Genomic DNA, 16417 nt, shown 5'->3' with positions numbered 1-16417 from the left:
CAGCCTCCTGCCCGTTCATGGCAAAATGGCGGGCCGAGGACATGACTCAGCGGGCAGGCCGCATCCCGGCGTGGAGAATCCTCCACGAGGTCTGGTACAGTCGGCGTGCGAATCCGACCTGCACGGCCACATAGCGCTCTGTGACGCCAAGCTCGGCAGCCAATGCTGCCAAAGCCTTAGCGCGGTCCGGTCCCCGTACACCCGGACGAACGATCGCCGCCGCTGTTCGGCGGAGCACCAGCGTCGGTAGGCATTCCGCGGCGTGTTGGCATACGTCCCCGATGTTGCGGATGTCTGATTGATCCACTTCCAGCGCATTTTGAACTGTCCTTGCCGTCTGGCGCACCACGGTCGCCGCGTGCCACCGTCGACGGTCTTGCGGCGAGGGCGGACCATACCGTCGCCGCCCTGTGAGACTGTCTACAGCGAGCTCCCAGGCTCCGGCTGGCACGTTGTCCCGGGTCAGTTCGATAATCGTTCGCGCCCATTGTTGGTCGATGTACTTCTCAGCACTTCGATCCGCCCCACGGCTTACGCCCAAGATCGCCAAGGCATCGAACGACACCGGATTGTCAGTGCGGGGCTCCATGAGCAACGGGAGCGTTGGATGGCTTAGCTCCCGACGGATGTGGGCGGCGCACACGTTCGCACACACTCCCTGGACCCAGGCAGCGAAGGGAATGCCCGGTAGTTGCCGGTAATGACCCCGCGTCAGTCCATCCCAGACAGCTACCCGGATGTCCTGCATCACGTCGTCCACGTCGCAGGCCCTTCCTATCCGCGACAAATGCGACATGACGTAACGCTGCACGCCGTCGACGGCGACCATGATCTGATCTATCGGGACTGCAAGCGCGGCAGGCTCTGGCGCACTGCGCAAGGAAACATCAATGGTTCCTGCAATTGATTGATCCTGTTGGGCGTGATTCGCCCCGGTTTCGACTCGCATGGTCTTCACCGCTTCGACTTAACGATTCCAATAAGGTCGGCGTCGGCACGGCCGGCGCCTCACGTGTGGCCGCGACAATCAGCGCGAACCGCGAATCCAAGAAGGCTATGCAAACTATTGCCAAAGATAAATAAAGTATCGTCAAGACTGCGAGTCTTACTTTTCTGTGCTCGTTCGATAAGAATGGTTACATGCCCAGGATTACCCAGCCTCACGACGACGAATGGTCCGCCGACGTCGAGGCCGCTGTCGCGACCTTTGGCAACAGGTCCCGCAACGAGATCCTCCGATACCTTTCGGCGCACGGCCCGGCGACACGTGGGGACATCGTAGCCGCCGTGAGCGCCGGTGAGCCAAGCGTGGCCAAACACCTGCTTGTCTTGGAGGAGTCTGGCGCCATTGTCGTCGATCTGGAACCGGGTCGGCGTCATGGCCGCTCGCCGCGCTATTCGGCGAACTCCGCACGAATCAAGGAGCTTCTCGCGGCTCACCTTCAATATCTTCTGAAGGACTAGCCGCGGCCTGTTCCGCTCCAGGATGGCGACCAATGTCCTTGTTGAGATATTCAGAAATGGCCCGCAGGGTTTCGGGCGACACATCCCCAAGGGTTCGTGCGGCGAAAGACTTCACCCTGGCCGCACGGAGCGACTTCACGAACTCGAGCTGCGAATCGATCCGTTCTGGCAACTCGGCGTCATCGCCGGCCAGGTAGTTGGGATCAACGTTGAAGATGTTGCACAGCCCCGCCAGCAGCACCGGATCACTCACCAGTCGCCCAGTCCCCTCTTTCATGTAGAACCAGCGCGCTCGGGACAACTTGATGCCCCTGGCCTCTAGCTCCGTTTGAACTTCGCGGAAGGTTACGGGCTTCCCCCGTTCGGCAACAACGACGTCGAGCAACAGGTTCAGACGACGGGCAAGCTGGGCCTGGGGAGACAACACGTCGCCGGGCCCCTTGTCGCCGTCAGTCCGCATGGCCCACCCTTTGATCAGCAGTTTCATGGGCCAGCAGCCCGGTCAGCCGGATTGACCCCCTCGGCCCCAGTATGCCGTGAGTCATCCGGCGCGGCAATCAATTGCTCAATCCGACGGTCCAGATACGTCAACAGGAGAAGCTCTGCCGATGGTCCTACGGGCAGTATCCGGATGGCAGGAGCCGCGACGTCGTGACACACCTCAACGACGTTCGGCGGCAGCACGTCATTCACGTCCAAGTGGTACCAAACCTCTGTCAGCAACTCCCCCAGCGCCCGCAGAAATTCAACGCGTTCGTCTCTCGAGCCGTAGTCCCAGTACCGTTCAGCTCGGAGAGACAGGGCCGCCTCGGTAAAGGCCCTGATCTGTGGGTGGTCTTGCATGCAGCCTCCTCGATTCCTTTAAGGGATCATCTTCACTGCTACCCTCTTCCAACATGACGCCTACCGGAGTATCCTCCTGCTGTAGACCCGTCTACAGCAGCAGCTCGTTAACTATTCCTTTGGTTGTGGTCTCAATGTCGAGCATCTTGATGAACCGAACGCGAAGCCGAATCATCCGTTTTCTGCTCAGGAACGGCCCCTCAACCTGCAACCAAATCGGCAGAGAACTCCGCGCGTCGCCGTCGAGCGTTCGACGCCATCTCAGTCTGCTTCGGGAAGCTGGCCTCGTCCAACGCTCATCGGCAGGGTTCAGTGCCTCCGCCGAAGGAGTCCAAAGCCACATTTCGGTCCTCGAAGCGAGTTTCCAGATCATGGTCATGCCGCCGAGTTTTCCAACTCCAATGAGCTAGGGCAGGACTCGCACAGGCTGTCCTCGCCGCAAAACGCCGAAAGGACCGGACAAAGTCATGAAACTCGAATTCTTCGAACCGTCCGAGGCCGCTACGGTACTCAAGTGTTCAGAGGCATGGCTGCGTGAAGGAGCCGCCAAAGGCGAGTTCCCGCACGCCGTCTGGGGCAAGGGCAAGATTATCTTCACGTCAGTCCACCTGAAAGAGATTGCCCTGCTGCGCGAAGTCAGATCCTCGGGGCCCTCCGTGCAGTCGGTCCGAATGATCGGGACTAGAGCACAGTCGCGCCAGAAGTATTCTTAAAGTCAATCGTCGAAGGTGCTACACGCGCCACACAACCGCAGATCGCTCAACGGCGTCGGCAGCATCCTGGAGGGCCTGCGGCATCAAGTGGCCGTACACCTGCTCGGTTGTCCGTGTGGAGGCGTGTCCTAGCCGACGGGAGACTGTGAAAAGCGAAACGCCATCCTGAATCAGCCAGGACGCATGGGTATGGCGCAGATCGTGAATCCGCGGCGCCTTCTTCAGTCCACGGACCTGAGCGGCTTCAACAGCAGGAACCCAGTAGTGGTGCCAACATAGCTTGTGTACGATGCGTTCGCCTTTGGGAGTCGTGAACAAAAGTTCTGAGCCAGGCCGGCCGGCTACCAGGGGAATCAGAACTTCCACCAAATGCGGATTCAGCGAAACTGTCCTTTTGCCGGCGCCCGTCTTGGTGGCACCGATGTAATACTCCGAATCAGTCCCGCGTTTCCACGCCTTGTTGATCCGCATCGTTGCCGGCTTCGACATGAGGTCCACGTCGGCTACGGTCACGGCCGTTGCTTCGCCGAACCGCGTACCGGTCATGACCAGGAACTCGGTGAAGGCCTTGTATCGTTCCCCCATACCCTCCAGAATCATTCCGAATTCAGCGTGCGTCAGGAACCTGGCTTCGTCTTCTGCTTTTTCGCCGGACGGGAGTCGGACTCCCCGGCAGGGATTGTCTTTCCGGTAACCGAGCCGGACGGCTGTCTCCATCGCCGAGAAGATCAGGCCATGGTTGTTCTTGATGGTTTTGGCGGACCGGCCCTTGGTCTGCATCGCCTTCATCCAATACGTCAGATGCCGGTAGTCAAGCTTGTCCACGGGAATGTGCCCGATGACGTCAGCGATGTGCAGCTTCAACATCGTCTGGTACGTGTGGACCGTCCCGACGGACGGGCGCACCAGAAGGTCAATGTGCTCCTGGATCACGGCTGCCAGGGTGGGTGCTTTGGTCTGGTTCGCAACCATCGCGTGCTGGGCGATTTCGAAGGATTGATTATTTGCGTCAAGTAGGCGCTTCAACGTCTGAGCCTCAGCCGACGTGGCGAGGGTGATCCCCTCTTGTTTTCGCGTACCGGGGTTCCGCCAGCGGACCGTATAGGACGTGGATCCATCCGATTTTTTTCGTTCCCAAATGCTGGCCATACCGAAAATTCTAGGCTTCGTGTGCACAGAAAACGAGTTTTTGTGCACACTCAGAGCTCTAGAACGCCCCTGACCTGGGGAAACACTGTGCCCGAGGTGGGACTCGAACTGCATTCCAGCCCTTGCAAACACTGGGAACCCGCGGAAACATGCCGAATCCGGCCCGATCCAACCCGTGTACGGCCCAGTCCGAGGCCAGGAGTGTGGACATTGTCCACACTCCTTTTTTGGCGTTACTTGCCTGGCTTCCCTACTTTGCGTAGGCGGGTGGGACGTCATATCGCTTGGCCAACGGGAGGAGCTTCGGGGTTGGGTGTGGCCCGTTCGAAAGCCAATCGTTGCTGATCTCCGTGGCTTTAGCGGCGTGCAGAACGAGCTCTGCAGCGAGGGCGGAGCCGGTAACTTTCGCATAGGCCAGAGCCGTTTCACCGACAGTTTCGGTGCGTCCGAGAATTGGGAGCAGGTGTGCTGAAGTGACGTTGCTAAGTTCCCCCACACGTTTACCATCGAGGCGGACCTCGACAAACGGGCGCTGGGTGCCGTTCTTCAACGTGTAGCTCTCCTTGTGAAGACTGACCAGCAGAAGGCCGACACCATCAGACGGCACGTGACGGAAAAGAACGTCGAAATGGTTCTCTTCTTTAGGACCTGTATTGCTGATCCCCACGGCAAGAGCGTGTTCACGCCCGTGGGGGCCTCATTGAGAGGAGCTATCAATCCCGGTTCGGGCAGTGCAACGGTGACGCGGGCACGAAGCCGATCCCCCTCGTCGTAGGCCCAGACTCGAGCAGTGGAGGCCGCGCCGAACCCACTGGCAATAATTCTCCTGACTGATTGCGTGTAGCGAGCCGCGTCCTCACGACTGAGATAGCCGAGGACACGCCCATTCCAACGCACACTGATGGCGTTTGAGTCATAGGGGTTGTCCGGCTCGGCCACCAGTTCCACCCGAAGGCCTTCAACTTCACCCTCGCTCCTTCGCGCGGTTAAGGCCCCATTGGCGCGCAGAGCGGCCTTGATCCCCTCGCCGTACGCGTGCTCACCAACGACTTCGACGGTCGGCCATTCCGAGCGACCAAGCGACAGGGGATAATGCCTGTTGGCAGAGGAAACAGGCTGATTGACCGGTGCAATTGGCTCCGACGCCCTTAGAGGATACTCAGAACTCGGAGTGAAGCTGGCCGAAACATCATCGCCGGCAACAGGGACAGCGAGAGGCTCTTCCAAACTGCCTGACCAGGTCGCGTCCTCCCATGACTGACGGTCACGGCGGCGCTTTCGTATCATCATCATAAAGCCGACAATTCCGGCAGCCAGCAGAAACCCTGCAGGCGAGGACACCGTAACGATCAGCAACAGCATTCCGAACATGGTCCACTGGGCAACTGTCCCAGCCCTCTCCAGCCGCGGCACGCCGCGGCCTCCGGCGGTCAGCTTTGCAGGGCTCTCACCCACGTAGTCAAGGACGTTCGCTGCTTGTCCCAGGGTCAGGTGCAGAAGACTGGGACGCGTGCCCGTTACGCGGGCGACAGTCGCGCGCACGAAGTTACGCTGGAACTTCGATGCTGCAGCCGTACCATCGGGTGCCAGGAGCTGCCGCCATGTCTCGTCGCTGACGATCTGACGACCGATCTTGCCACGAGCGGGACTCGATGCTGGTGCTACGGGGTGCCGTGAAGAGCGGCGGTTCGAGCTGCTGGTCACATGGGAGATCCCAGTTTTGGGGATCCGCACTGTACTTGTTGTACGGCCTGTCGCGGACTTCGTGACCCGGAACGGGCCAGCCCCAATACTTGCGCTCACCCCGCGCTTCGACGCGGTGATCCGCACAGGTCCAAAACTCTTCGACTTGCGGTAACGAAACCCCAACTCGCACCCCCAAATTAGGCACACGAAAAGCCAGTTCTCCTCGTACGAGAGAGTCTATGCGTCAACGCTCCGTGAATGGGAACAGTTGAACCAGCTGAATTATGGATCGCAATCAACAACAAGACGTGGACACCCCAGGCGTCTCAAAGTCCTTCCGCTTGTGTCCATGACTTCGATGAAACAACAAAGGCATTAACCCGGGGTTGTTGCGGTCGCGGTTAACGGCTGAGGGCCCCGCAGCGCCTGGCCGCGGGACCCTCAGTAATCCATAACAGGGAACCTGCCCCTGTCTTCCTCTACAGTTTAGTCCTATGGCTTCAGCGCACCAAACACCGATCGAACTGGTCCTCCAGCACAGGATCAGCCCCGAGCGCTTGGCACCCTACATCCGCGAGACACCTAGCCTGCATGAGGCGATCCGGCTCTACCGTTGGAACATTGACCTCTCAGGCGCCGTCTACGAAGCCCTGCACGTTTTCGAAGTCGTCCTCCGCAACGCTTTGGACGAACAACTCTGCATCTGGAACGCGTTCCAGCCGGATCCGGCTACTGACAGCTTCCATTCACCGGACTGGCTCATCGACCCAAGCGCCCTGCTGCTCCGCATTGCCGGCCGCGACATCCCCGATGCCAGGCGTAGGGCACTTAAATCGACCACACGCAGACCACAGGGCCAACGAGACCCCATCCACGCAGACATCCTTGCCGCGATGTCCCTGGGAACCTGGCGCTTCATCTTGCCTGGGCGCCACGATGCCGGCAAACAACGCCTCTGGGACGAAGCACTCCACAAAGCATTTCCACACCTGCGCAGAACACCACGCGAACTCGAACGGGCCGTTGAGGGCGTCTACCACCTCCGGAACCGAGTCGCCCACCTGGAGCCCATCATCAACAGCAACGTCCCAGCCCAACTGGTCAACATGCGAACTGTCATCGGCGCCATCGATCCGCAGCTGCTCTCCTGGTTCACCAGCACAGAACGCATCAGCCCCACGCTCTCGGGCCGCCCCTCCCCCGCTCTGGCCGGGCGCAGACGCCAACCATAGCTGAACGAGACTGTGACCCTGCCAATGAAGGCATGCGCCAGACCCAGAAGCTAGTCGCCACGGGCAGACGAATACATATGACTTGAGTGTTGACAGTGTCAACACCCTTTTTGGCCGGACAAACACGGTACCTACTGCCGATCTACGTCCAGGAGCAGCCATCCAAGAGGGTCGTCCAGCGAAAGCGGCTACGTCATGTCGTACCCGCAGCCCAGAACCATGAACAGGTGTAGGCCAACTAGGGCCAACCCGACAGAACTGGAACGAGGAAACCGCATAGCCCCAGCCGCAGCAGGCGGAAGGCCCACTAGCCAGGGACTTGAACCCGTCACCCCACACACCTGAATAGGCCACCGCGGCGGCCAGGCCACCGCCCGCGAACCAGCCGTCAGAGCGACGCGACCACAAGCTTTGTCAACACGTCAAAGCAAAATCGCCTCTGACGAGGGAAAACGTCGTGCCCGAGGTGGGACTCGAACCCACACACCTTTCGATACCGCATTTTGAGTGCGGCGCGTCTGCCAATTCCGCCACTCGGGCGCGGAATACGCTGTGCAAACCGGTACGCCCACAGCTGATTGTGAGCAACGCGATTGCTTCACGTACGCGGAATTACTCTACATGCAGATAGGCTGAATTCCAGAATCGCGCCGCTGACGCCGCAATAGACCATGCAGATCAAACTACGCCGCGGGCGCACCTAAGATGGTGATGTTCCCGCCGTACCTTTCCAAGGAGATCCCGTGACTGAACAAACGGAGTCAAAACCCACGTCCCAGCCGGCGCGCCGCGTCATTGTGGCCGAGGATGAAACCCTCATCCGACTCGACATCATCGAGATTCTGCGCGGCGAAGGCTATGACGTGGTGGGCGAAGCAGACAACGGCGAGAAGGCCGTGCAGCTCGCCGAGGAACTCAAGCCGGACCTCGTCCTGATGGACGTCAAGATGCCCATCATGGATGGCATCACCGCCGCCGAGAAGATCGTCAAGGCCCGCATTGCCCCCGTAGTCCTCCTGACGGCTTTCAGCCAGAAGGAACTCGTGGAGCGCGCCCGCGATGCCGGCGCCATGGCTTACGTGGTCAAGCCCTTCACCCCGGCCGACCTCATCCCGGCCCTGGAAATTGCGCTCTCCCGCCACGAGGAAATCAAGGCCCTCGAAAGCGAAGTGTCGGACCTGCAGGAGCAGTTCGCCACCCGCAAGCTCGTCGAGCGCGCCAAGAGCCTGCTGACCACCAAGATGGGCCTGACCGAGCCGGAGGCTTTCCGCTGGATCCAGAAGACCTCCATGGACCGCCGCCTCAGCATGCGCGAGGTCGCCGAGACCATCATCAACCAGGTCAACTAGCACAACAGGCGATACCGGGGATTTCGACAAGCTCAATCACCGGACGAGCTCAAACACCGGACGCCCGGAGACCAAAGAAAAGGACCCCTGCCAGCCGGCAGGGGTCCTTCCTCTTAAGTTGCTATGACGTCGGCCAGGGACCGAGCTTTTCCCTGGGTGCACCAGCTTCGCCGCCCAGGCTTCCGGCGTCGCCCAGGTCTCCGACCCGGTGAACCTTCAGCATGTTCGTGGAACCGGCCTTTCCGGGAGGCGAACCGGCGGCTATGACCACCAGGTCGCCGTCGTCCACCACTTTCAATTCCAGCAGGCTGCGGTCAACCTGCGCGGTCATCTCGTCAGTGTGGCCCACCATGGGGACCAGCACCGGCTGGATGCCCCAGGTCAGCGCCAGCTGGTTCCACACGTGCTCCAACGGAGTGAACGCGAATACCGGCCGGATGGGGCGCAGACGCGACAGGCGGCGCGCGGAGTCGCCGGACTGGGTGAAAGTACAGATGTACTTTGCATCCAGCTGGTCGGCGATTTCGACGGCGGCGCGGGTGATGGCGCCACCACGCGTCTTGGGCTTGGTGCCCAGCGGCGGAACGCGTTCCAGGCCGTGGACCTCAGTGGATTCAATGATCCTTGCCATGACCTTGACGGTCTCGATCGGATACTTGCCCACGCTGGTCTCGCCGGAGAGCATCACGGCGTCTGCACCGTCGAGCACGGCGTTGGCGCAGTCGGAGGCCTCCGCACGCGTGGGTCGCGGGTTGTCGATCATGGATTCGAGGACCTGCGTGGCCACGATGACCGGCTTCGCCCAGCGGCGTGCCAGTTCAATGGCGCGCTTCTGCACGATCGGCACTTCCTCAAGCGGAAGTTCCACACCAAGGTCGCCACGGGCCACCATGATGGCGTCGAAGGCGTCGATGATTTCGTGCAGCTGGTCCACTGCCTGCGGCTTTTCGATCTTGGCGATGACCGGCACCCGGCGGCCTTCTTCGTCCATGATCTCGTGCACGCGGACAATGTCGGAGGCGTCGCGAACGAACGACAGGGCAACCATGTCCACGCCGCGGCGCATGGCCCAGCGGAGATCGTCCTCGTCCTTTTCGCTCAGCGCCGGGACGTTGACCGCTACGCCGGGAAGGTTGATGCCCTTGTTGTTGGACACCATCCCGCCGACGGTTACCTCGGTGACGACCTTGACGTCGTCGACCTCGATCGCCCGCAGGGCAACCTTGCCGTCGTCGATCAGCAGGGCATCGCCCACGTTGACGTCCTCGGTGAGGCTCTTCAGCGTGGTGGAGCAGATGTCCTTGGTGCCCGGAACGTCCGCGGTGGTGATCGTGAAGATGTCACCCTCGGCCAGTGCGTGCGGGCCGTCCACAAAGCGGCCAAGACGGATCTTGGGGCCCTGCAGGTCAGCCATGATTGCCACGGGCTTGCTCAGCTGGGCTGCCGCCTTGCGCACATTCTCGTACGTGTTGTCGTGCACGGAGTAGTCACCGTGACTCATGTTCATCCGGGCAACATCCACACCGGCTTCCAACACCGCGAGGGTGTTCTCAAAGCTGGCAATTGCCGGGCCAAAAGTGGCCACAATCTTAGCGCGTCTCATATACCTACCCTAGTAGTGTCCTGCATTGGTTAAGTTGTTGTGGAGGTGAATCCGCGGCGAACTGACTGTTGTCAGAGAACCGCGATGGCCCGGTCCGTCGGAGCCACCGGCGCCGGCAGGATGGTGCTGCCCATGAGGAACTTGTCCACGGCGGCGGCACAGGCCCGGCCTTCAGCGATGGCCCACACAATAAGCGACTGCCCGCGGCCGGCGTCACCGGCCACAAAGATGCCCTCCGTGTTGGTCATGTAGTAGCCGTCGCGGGTCACGTTGCCGCGCCCGTCGAATTCGGCGCTGACCTGCTCGGTGATACCCGCAGGCTCGGCTCCGGTGAAACCCAGCGACAGGAAGACCAGGTCCGCCGGGATGATCCGTTCGGTGCCGGCCTTCGGGAGGCGCTTGCCGTCCACGAATTCCGTTTCGGCAACCTTGACGCCGGTGAGCTTGCCGTTCTCGCCGACAAACTCCACGGTGGAGGCAAGGTACGTACGCTCGCCGCCTTCCTCGTGGGCGCTGGCCATTTCGAACAGGGTAGGGAACGTGGGCCACGGCTGGTGCCCGGCACGTTCCGCCGGCGGCTGCTTGCCGATGGCCAGGGTGGTCACCGATGCCGCGCCATGGCGGTGGGCAGTACCGAGGCAGTCAGCACCGGTGTCGCCGCCGCCCAGGATCACCACGTGCTTGCCCTTGGCATGGATCTGGTTCTCCACCGTTTCCCCCGCGACAACGCGGTTGGCCGGCACCAGGTAATCCATGGCGAAGTGCACGCCGTCAAAGTCACGGCCAGGGATGGGCAGGTCACGCGGCACGGTGGCGCCGGTGGCAATCACAACGGCGTCATACCGGCGGCGCAGCTGCTCCCACGTCACGTCGGTGCCCACAGCAACGCCGGTGCGGAAGCGGGTGCCTTCCGTCTTCATCTGCTCGATGCGGCGGTCAACCTGCTCCTTCTCCATCTTGAAGTCGGGGATGCCGTAGCGGAGCAGCCCGCCGATCTTGTCGTCACGCTCGTACACCGCCACTGTGTGGCCCACGCGCGTCAGCTGCTGCGCCACGGCCAGGCCGGCGGGGCCGGAGCCGACGACGGCAACGGTCTTGCCGGTCAGGCGCGTCGGAGGCAGCGGGTTGACCCAGCCGCTGTCCCAGGCTTCGTCGATGATGGAGACTTCAACCTGCTTGATAGTGACTGCTGGCTGGTTGATTCCCAGCACGCAGGACGCCTCGCACGGCGCCGGGCAAAGCCGGCCGGTCCACTCGGGGAAGTTGTTGGTGGCGTGCAGCCGCTCAATCGCTTCCTCGCCCTTGTCCCGCCAGGTGAGGTCATTCCACTCGGGAATGAGGTTGCCCAGCGGGCAGCCCTGGTGGCAGAACGGCACGCCGCAGTCCATGCAGCGGCCGGCCTGGGCCTTCAGGACACCCTTTTCCTGGGCCTCGTAGACTTCCTTCCAGTCCATGATGCGGACCGGAACGGGACGGCGCGGCTGGGTTTCACGCTGGCGTACTTTAAGAAATCCGCGTGGGTCAGCCACCGGTTACCTCCAGGATTCGAGCCCATACTTCTTCGCCATCGGGGTCGAGGCCCTCTTCGATGGCGTCCAGTCGGGTTTGCAGGACTGCCGCGTAATCGCGCGGCAGCACTTTGGTAATGCGGGCAGCGGTGTCGTCGAAGTTCTCCAGCAAACGGGCTGCATGCAGAGATTCCGTTTCCTCGACATGCTTCACCAGCAGGCCGTGGACAATGTCCCGGTCCTCGGCGTCGAGTTCAACGAGCTGGAGTTCGCCGGACTGCAGGGCGTCCTTGTTGACCTGCGTGGTCTGCAGGTCCAGCACATAGGCGGTGCCGCCGGACATGCCGGCGCCGAAGTTGCGTCCGGTGCGGCCGATGATCAGTGTCTGCCCGCCGGTCATGTACTCGCAGCCGTGGTCTCCGATGCCTTCCACCACTGCGGTGGCGCCGGAGTTGCGGACCAGGAAGCGTTCGCCCACCTGGCCGCGCAGGAACATCTCGCCGCTGGTGGCGCCGTAGCCGATCACGTTGCCGGCAATGACGTTGCTTTCGGCCTTGAACACGTTGGTGCGGTCCGGCCGCACGATGATCCGTCCGCCGGACAGGCCCTTGCCCACGTAGTCGTTCGAGTCACCGAAGAGGCGCAGCGTGATGCCGGCGGGCAGGAACGCGCCCAGGGACTGTCCCGCGGTACCGGTCAGTGTGATGTCGATGGTGTCCGGCGCCAGCACGTCCGTGCTGAACGTCTTGGTCACCGTGTGGCCCAGCATGGTTCCCACCGAGCGGTCCGTGTTGATCACGTCCACCGCGATCTTCACCGGGCTACGGTCAGTCAGCGCCTCCGTGGCCATGCTGATCAGCCGCTGGTCGAAGTGCTTGTCCAGCTCGTGGTTCTGCGAGGTCATGTTGCGCAGCGGAGCGTCGTCGTCGAACTCAAGCCCGTGCAGGATCGGGTCGAGGTCCAGGCCGTCGGCCTTCCAGTGGTTGATCGCTTCGCGGGCATCCAGCACCTCGGCGTGGCCGATCGCCTCTTCGATGCTCCGGAAGCCTAGTTCCGCAAGGATCTCGCGGACTTCCTCGGCCAGGAATTCGAAGAAGTTGACCACAAATTCGGGCTTGCCGGTGAAGCGGGCCCGCAGCTCGGGGTTCTGCGTTGCGACGCCCACCGGGCAGGTGTCCAGGTGGCAGACGCGCATCATGATGCAGCCTTCCACCACCAGCGGGGCGGTGGCGAAACCGAATTCCTCGCCGCCGAGCAGCGCGGCGATAACAACGTCGCGGCCGGTTTTGAGCTGGCCGTCCACCTGGACCACCACACGGTCGCGCAGGCCGTTGAGCATCAGCGTCTGCTGCGTCTCCGCGAGCCCCAGCTCCCAAGGCACACCCGCGTGCTTGAGCGAGTTCAGCGGGGACGCGCCGGTTCCGCCGTCGTGGCCGGAGACGAGTACGACGTCGGCCTTCGCTTTGGTGACACCCGACGCCACAGTGCCGATCCCCACTTCGGAGACGAGCTTGACGTGTACCCGGGCCGAGGGGTTGGCGCGCTTCGCATCGTAGATGAGCTGCGCGAGGTCCTCGATGGAGTAGATGTCATGGTGCGGGGGCGGCGAGATCAGCCCGACGCCGGGCGTCGAGTGGCGTGTCCGGGCAACCCAGGGGTACACCTTCTGCGCCATCAGCTGGCCGCCTTCGCCGGGCTTGGCACCCTGGGCCATCTTGATCTGGATGTCATCGGCGTTGGTCAGGTACAGGCTGGTGACGCCGAACCGGCCCGACGCGATCTGCTTGACAGCAGAGCGGCGCTTCGGGTCCAGCAGGCGGTCCACGTCCTCGCCGCCTTCACCGGTGTTGGACTTGCCGCCCAACTGGTTCATGGCGATCGCGAGGGTCTCGTGGGCTTCCTTGGAGATGGACCCGTAGCTCATGGCGCCGGTGGAGAAGCGCTTCACGACGCTGGAGACGGGCTCCACTTCCTCCAACGGAACGGCTGGACGGTCGTTCTTGAACTTGAGCAGCCCGCGCAGGGTCATCAGGTTCTCGGACTGGTCGTCCACGCCCTTGGTGTACGCCTTGAAAATGTCATAGCGGCGCTCACGCGTGGCGTGCTGCAGCCGGAAGACAGTCTCCGGGTTGAACAGGTGCGGCTCGCCGTCGCGGCGCCACTGGTATTCGCCGCCGCCCAGGAGCGGGCGGTGCGGCATTTCGATGCCGCCTTCCGGGTAGGCCATCTGGTGCCGCGCCGAAACTTCGGCGGCGATGACGTCCAGGCCCACGCCGCCCAGCTGCGAGTGCGTGCCGGCGAAGAACTCGTCCACCAGTTCCTGTCCGAGGCCCAGGGCCTCGAACGTCTGCGCACCGGTGTACGACGCAACGGTGGAGATGCCCATCTTGGACATGATCTTCAGGACGCCCTTGCCGAGGCCCTTAATCAGGTTGTAGACGCCGTCCTGCGGGGTGACCCCCACAACGTCACCGGCGGTGATCAGCTGTTCCACTGACTCCATGGCCAGGTACGGGTTCACGGCGGAGGCACCGTAGCCGATCAGGACAGCCACGTGATGCGTCTCACGGACGTCGCCGGCCTCGACCACCAGGGCGGTCTTGGTGCGGTTGGCGCTGCGCAGCAGGTGATGGTGCACGGCGCTGACCAGCAGCAGCGAAGGAATCGGCGCCCACTGTGCGTTCGAGTCGCGGTCGGACAGCACAACGTACTGCACGCCGCGGTTGATCGCACCGGACACCTGCTCGCAGATCTCGGTGAGCCGGGCACGCAGCGCGTTCTCACCGCCTTCGGGACGGTAAAGGCCGCGGACCTTCATGGCCACGCGGTCGCCGTCGGGCGTTTCGATGTTGGCGATCTTGGCGAGCTGGTCGTTGTTGATCACCGGGAACGGGAGCATGACCTGCGGCTGGCGGACCCGCTTGGTGTCCAGCAGGTTCCCGTTCGGGCCGATGGCGCACGTCAGCGACGTGACCAGCTCTTCACGGATGGCATCCAGCGGCGGGTTGGTGACCTGCGCGAAGGACTGCACAAAGTAGTCGAACAACAGCCGGGGACGCTTGGACAGCACTGCGATCGGAGTGTCCGAACCCATGGCGCCCAGCGGCTCGGCGCCCGTGCGGGCCATCGGACCGAGCAGGATCTTCAGCTCCTCGGTCGTGTACCCGAAAGTCCGCTGGCGGATGTTCACGGACGCGGCCGTGTGGACCACGTGCTCGCGCTCAGGGAGGTCCTTGAGGTCAATGAGGTTGTCCTTGACCCACTCGGCCCAAGGGTTCGCGGCAGCGACCTCGGCCTTGACCTCTTCGTCGTCGATGATGCGGCCGGCCTCGGTGTCCACCAGGAACATCTTGCCCGGGGAAACCCGGCCCTTCTTGACCACCTTGGAGGGCTCCACGTCGATCACGCCCACCTCGGAGGCGAAGATGATCAGCCCGTCTTCGGTGATCCAGTACCGTCCAGGGCGCAGTCCGTTGCGGTCCAGGGTGGCGCCGACGAGGTTGCCGTCGGTGAAGGAGACGGCTGCGGGGCCGTCCCACGGCTCCATGAGCAGGGAGTGGTATTCGTAGAACGCCCGCCGTGCCGGATCCATGGTGGCGTGGTTTTCCCAGGCCTCGGGGATCATCATCATGATCGAGTGCGTGATGGGGCGGCCGGAGAGCCACAGCAGCTCGGCGACTTCGTCGAAGGACGCGGAGTCTGACGCACCGGGCGTGCAGATGGGGTACAGCTCTTCCGGGGAGTCACCCAGCAGCGGGTTGGCCAGCTGGGACTGGCGGGCGCGCATCCAGTTCCGATTGCCCTTGACGGTGTTGATTTCACCGTTGTGGGCGATGGTGCGGAACGGCTGGGCCAGCGGCCAGGACGGGAACGTGTTGGTGGAGAAGCGCGAGTGGACGATCGCCAGCTTGGTCTTGAAACGCTTGTCCGAGAGATCGGGGTAGAACGGCTCCAGCTGGGCCGTGGTGAGCATGCCCTTGTAGACGATGGTGCGGGAGGACAGCGACGGGAAGTACACGCCGAACTTGTTCTGGGCACGCTTGCGGATCCGCCAGGCTCGTGAGTCGAGCTCGTTGCGGTCCAGTTCCTCGCCGGTTGCCGAGGCAAGGAAGGGCTGTGAGAAGTAAGGCATGCAGGCGCGGGCCATGGCGCCCACGAGGTCTGCGACGATGGGCACTTCGCGCCAGCCGAGCACGGTCAGGCCTTCATCGGCGGCAAGGCCTTCAATGCCGGCCTTGGCGGCGTCGGCTTCGCGCTGCTCGGCAGGGAGGAAAGCGGTACCGGCTATGAACTGGCCCGGTGCGGGGAGTTCGAATTCTGTGACGGCGCGGAAGAACTCGTCCGGGATCTGCATGAGCAGGCCGGCACCGTCACCTGTTCCCTCGTCGGCACCCACAGCTCCACGGTGCTCCAGGTTGCGGAGCGCGGTCAGCGCGGCGTCGACAATGTCGTAGCCGGGCTCGCCGCGGAGCGTGGCGATGATCGCCAGCCCGCAGGCGTCTTTTTCGTTCTCCGGGTTGTACAGACCCCGGGCCTCGGGCAGCGCGGCAAAGCGCTTGAACGGCGACATGGCAGCCTCAGGCTGATCCGGTTCGGACCAGCTGGGAGTGTGAAGAGTTTGGCTCATGGGAGACGTCCTTCCTCCTGATCGTGCGTATGGAAGGGACACCGTTGGCCCCACTCGTCAGCGCCTCTGTGATGGGCACAACAAAGTGTTATTTACAGGAAATTGTAGGCCAGACCGGCCTGCTGAATGAACAGTTACGCAGGCCCCCGACCCGGGCTTGACCGGCCAGCTGCTGTCTGCTGAACGGATGGGCCCTGTTGCCACGACGCTGTGGTGTGTGGGCGCTCCGAGTGTTGACCCTGC

14 protein-coding genes, 1 tRNA gene and 1 pseudogene are annotated in these 16417 nt (G+C 62.6%); 5 read left to right on the top strand and 11 right to left on the bottom strand.

All coding sequences use genetic code 11. The features are described 5' to 3' along the window. Window positions 1-46: 46 nt before the first annotated feature. Complete coding sequence (locus NFC73_RS11265; protein ID WP_254750189.1) at window positions 47-949, bottom strand: RNA polymerase sigma factor; 903 nt, start codon at window positions 947-949, stop codon at window positions 47-49. Window positions 950-1140: 191 nt separating this feature from the next. On the opposite strand from NFC73_RS11265, the gene NFC73_RS11260 reads away from it, so the two are divergent. Further along, entirely contained in the window at window positions 1141-1464 is a 324-nt protein-coding gene (locus NFC73_RS11260) for an ArsR/SmtB family transcription factor (RefSeq protein WP_254750187.1), read from the top strand. Here the strand turns inward: NFC73_RS11260 and NFC73_RS11255 are convergent. Beyond that, window positions 1418-1951 (bottom strand): hypothetical protein, encoded by a 534-nt coding sequence (locus tag NFC73_RS11255; protein WP_254750185.1) that lies wholly within the window; start codon window positions 1949-1951, stop codon window positions 1418-1420. The two genes, NFC73_RS11260 and NFC73_RS11255, sit on opposite strands and share 47 nt — an antisense overlap. After that, complete coding sequence (locus NFC73_RS11250) at window positions 1948-2307, bottom strand: hypothetical protein (protein WP_254750183.1); 360 nt, start codon at window positions 2305-2307, stop codon at window positions 1948-1950. Before NFC73_RS11250 ends, NFC73_RS11255 begins: the two co-directional genes overlap by 4 nt. A 53-nt stretch (window positions 2308-2360) precedes the next feature. Here NFC73_RS11250 and NFC73_RS21035 point away from each other — a divergent pair, with 53 nt between their 5' ends. Both NFC73_RS21035 and NFC73_RS11245 read left to right on the top strand, forming a co-directional pair. Next, window positions 2361-2717 carry a winged helix-turn-helix domain-containing protein gene (locus NFC73_RS21035; RefSeq protein WP_372494637.1) on the top strand — a complete coding sequence of 119 codons (357 nt, stop codon included), beginning with the start codon at window positions 2361-2363 and terminating at the stop codon, window positions 2715-2717. Window positions 2718-2774: 57 nt separating this feature from the next. Beyond that, the gene (locus NFC73_RS11245) at window positions 2775-3020 is read left to right on the top strand and encodes a hypothetical protein (RefSeq protein ID WP_254750181.1); all 246 of its coding nucleotides are present in this window, start codon (window positions 2775-2777) and stop codon (window positions 3018-3020) included. Window positions 3021-3038: 18 nt separating this feature from the next. On the opposite strand, the gene NFC73_RS11240 is transcribed toward NFC73_RS11245, so the two are convergent. The 4 genes and pseudogenes from NFC73_RS11240 to NFC73_RS21030 all read right to left on the bottom strand — a co-directional run. Beyond that, window positions 3039-4169 (bottom strand): tyrosine-type recombinase/integrase, encoded by a 1131-nt coding sequence (locus tag NFC73_RS11240; RefSeq protein ID WP_254750179.1) that lies wholly within the window; start codon window positions 4167-4169, stop codon window positions 3039-3041. 250 nt (window positions 4170-4419) lie between these two features. After that, window positions 4420-4719 carry a hypothetical protein gene (locus tag NFC73_RS11235; RefSeq protein ID WP_254750177.1) on the bottom strand — a complete coding sequence of 100 codons (300 nt, stop codon included), beginning with the start codon at window positions 4717-4719 and terminating at the stop codon, window positions 4420-4422. Next, on the bottom strand, window positions 4716-5873 hold the full coding sequence (locus NFC73_RS20875) for an HIRAN domain-containing protein (RefSeq protein WP_254750175.1): 1158 nt from the start codon (window positions 5871-5873) through the stop codon (window positions 4716-4718). Before NFC73_RS20875 ends, NFC73_RS11235 begins: the two co-directional genes overlap by 4 nt. A 15-nt stretch (window positions 5874-5888) precedes the next feature. Continuing rightward, window positions 5889-6062: pseudogene (locus NFC73_RS21030) on the bottom strand (DUF4236 domain-containing protein); the annotation flags it as partial. Between the two features lie 287 nt (window positions 6063-6349). Between NFC73_RS21030 and NFC73_RS11225 the strand changes: the two are divergent. Next, entirely contained in the window at window positions 6350-7087 is a 738-nt protein-coding gene (locus tag NFC73_RS11225; protein WP_254750173.1) for a hypothetical protein, read from the top strand. A gap of 458 nt (window positions 7088-7545) precedes the next feature. On the opposite strand, the gene NFC73_RS11220 is transcribed toward NFC73_RS11225, so the two are convergent. Then, window positions 7546-7627, bottom strand: a tRNA-Leu gene (locus tag NFC73_RS11220). A gap of 203 nt (window positions 7628-7830) precedes the next feature. On the opposite strand from NFC73_RS11220, the gene NFC73_RS11215 reads away from it, so the two are divergent. After that, entirely contained in the window at window positions 7831-8436 is a 606-nt protein-coding gene (locus NFC73_RS11215) for an ANTAR domain-containing response regulator (RefSeq protein ID WP_056345656.1), read from the top strand. A 121-nt stretch (window positions 8437-8557) separates the two neighbouring features. On the opposite strand, the gene pyk is transcribed toward NFC73_RS11215, so the two are convergent. The 3 genes from pyk to gltB form a co-directional block, all read right to left on the bottom strand. Further along, window positions 8558-10039 (bottom strand): pyruvate kinase, encoded by a 1482-nt coding sequence (gene pyk / locus NFC73_RS11210; RefSeq protein WP_254750171.1) that lies wholly within the window; start codon window positions 10037-10039, stop codon window positions 8558-8560. A 71-nt stretch (window positions 10040-10110) separates the two neighbouring features. Continuing rightward, window positions 10111-11568: a glutamate synthase subunit beta gene (locus NFC73_RS11205; RefSeq protein WP_104062008.1), complete on the bottom strand. Its 1458-nt coding sequence runs from the start codon at window positions 11566-11568 to the stop codon at window positions 10111-10113. Further along, window positions 11561-16174, bottom strand: coding sequence for a glutamate synthase large subunit (gene gltB / locus NFC73_RS11200; RefSeq protein ID WP_254750169.1), 4614 nt, complete (start codon window positions 16172-16174; stop codon window positions 11561-11563). Before gltB ends, NFC73_RS11205 begins: the two co-directional genes overlap by 8 nt. Window positions 16175-16417 lie beyond the last annotated feature (243 nt).

Origin of the sequence: Pseudarthrobacter humi (assembly GCF_024294965.1) — a bacterium.
GTDB lineage: Bacteria > Actinomycetota > Actinomycetes > Actinomycetales > Micrococcaceae > Arthrobacter > Arthrobacter humi.
This window is presented reverse-complemented; position numbering and strand designations above follow the sequence as displayed.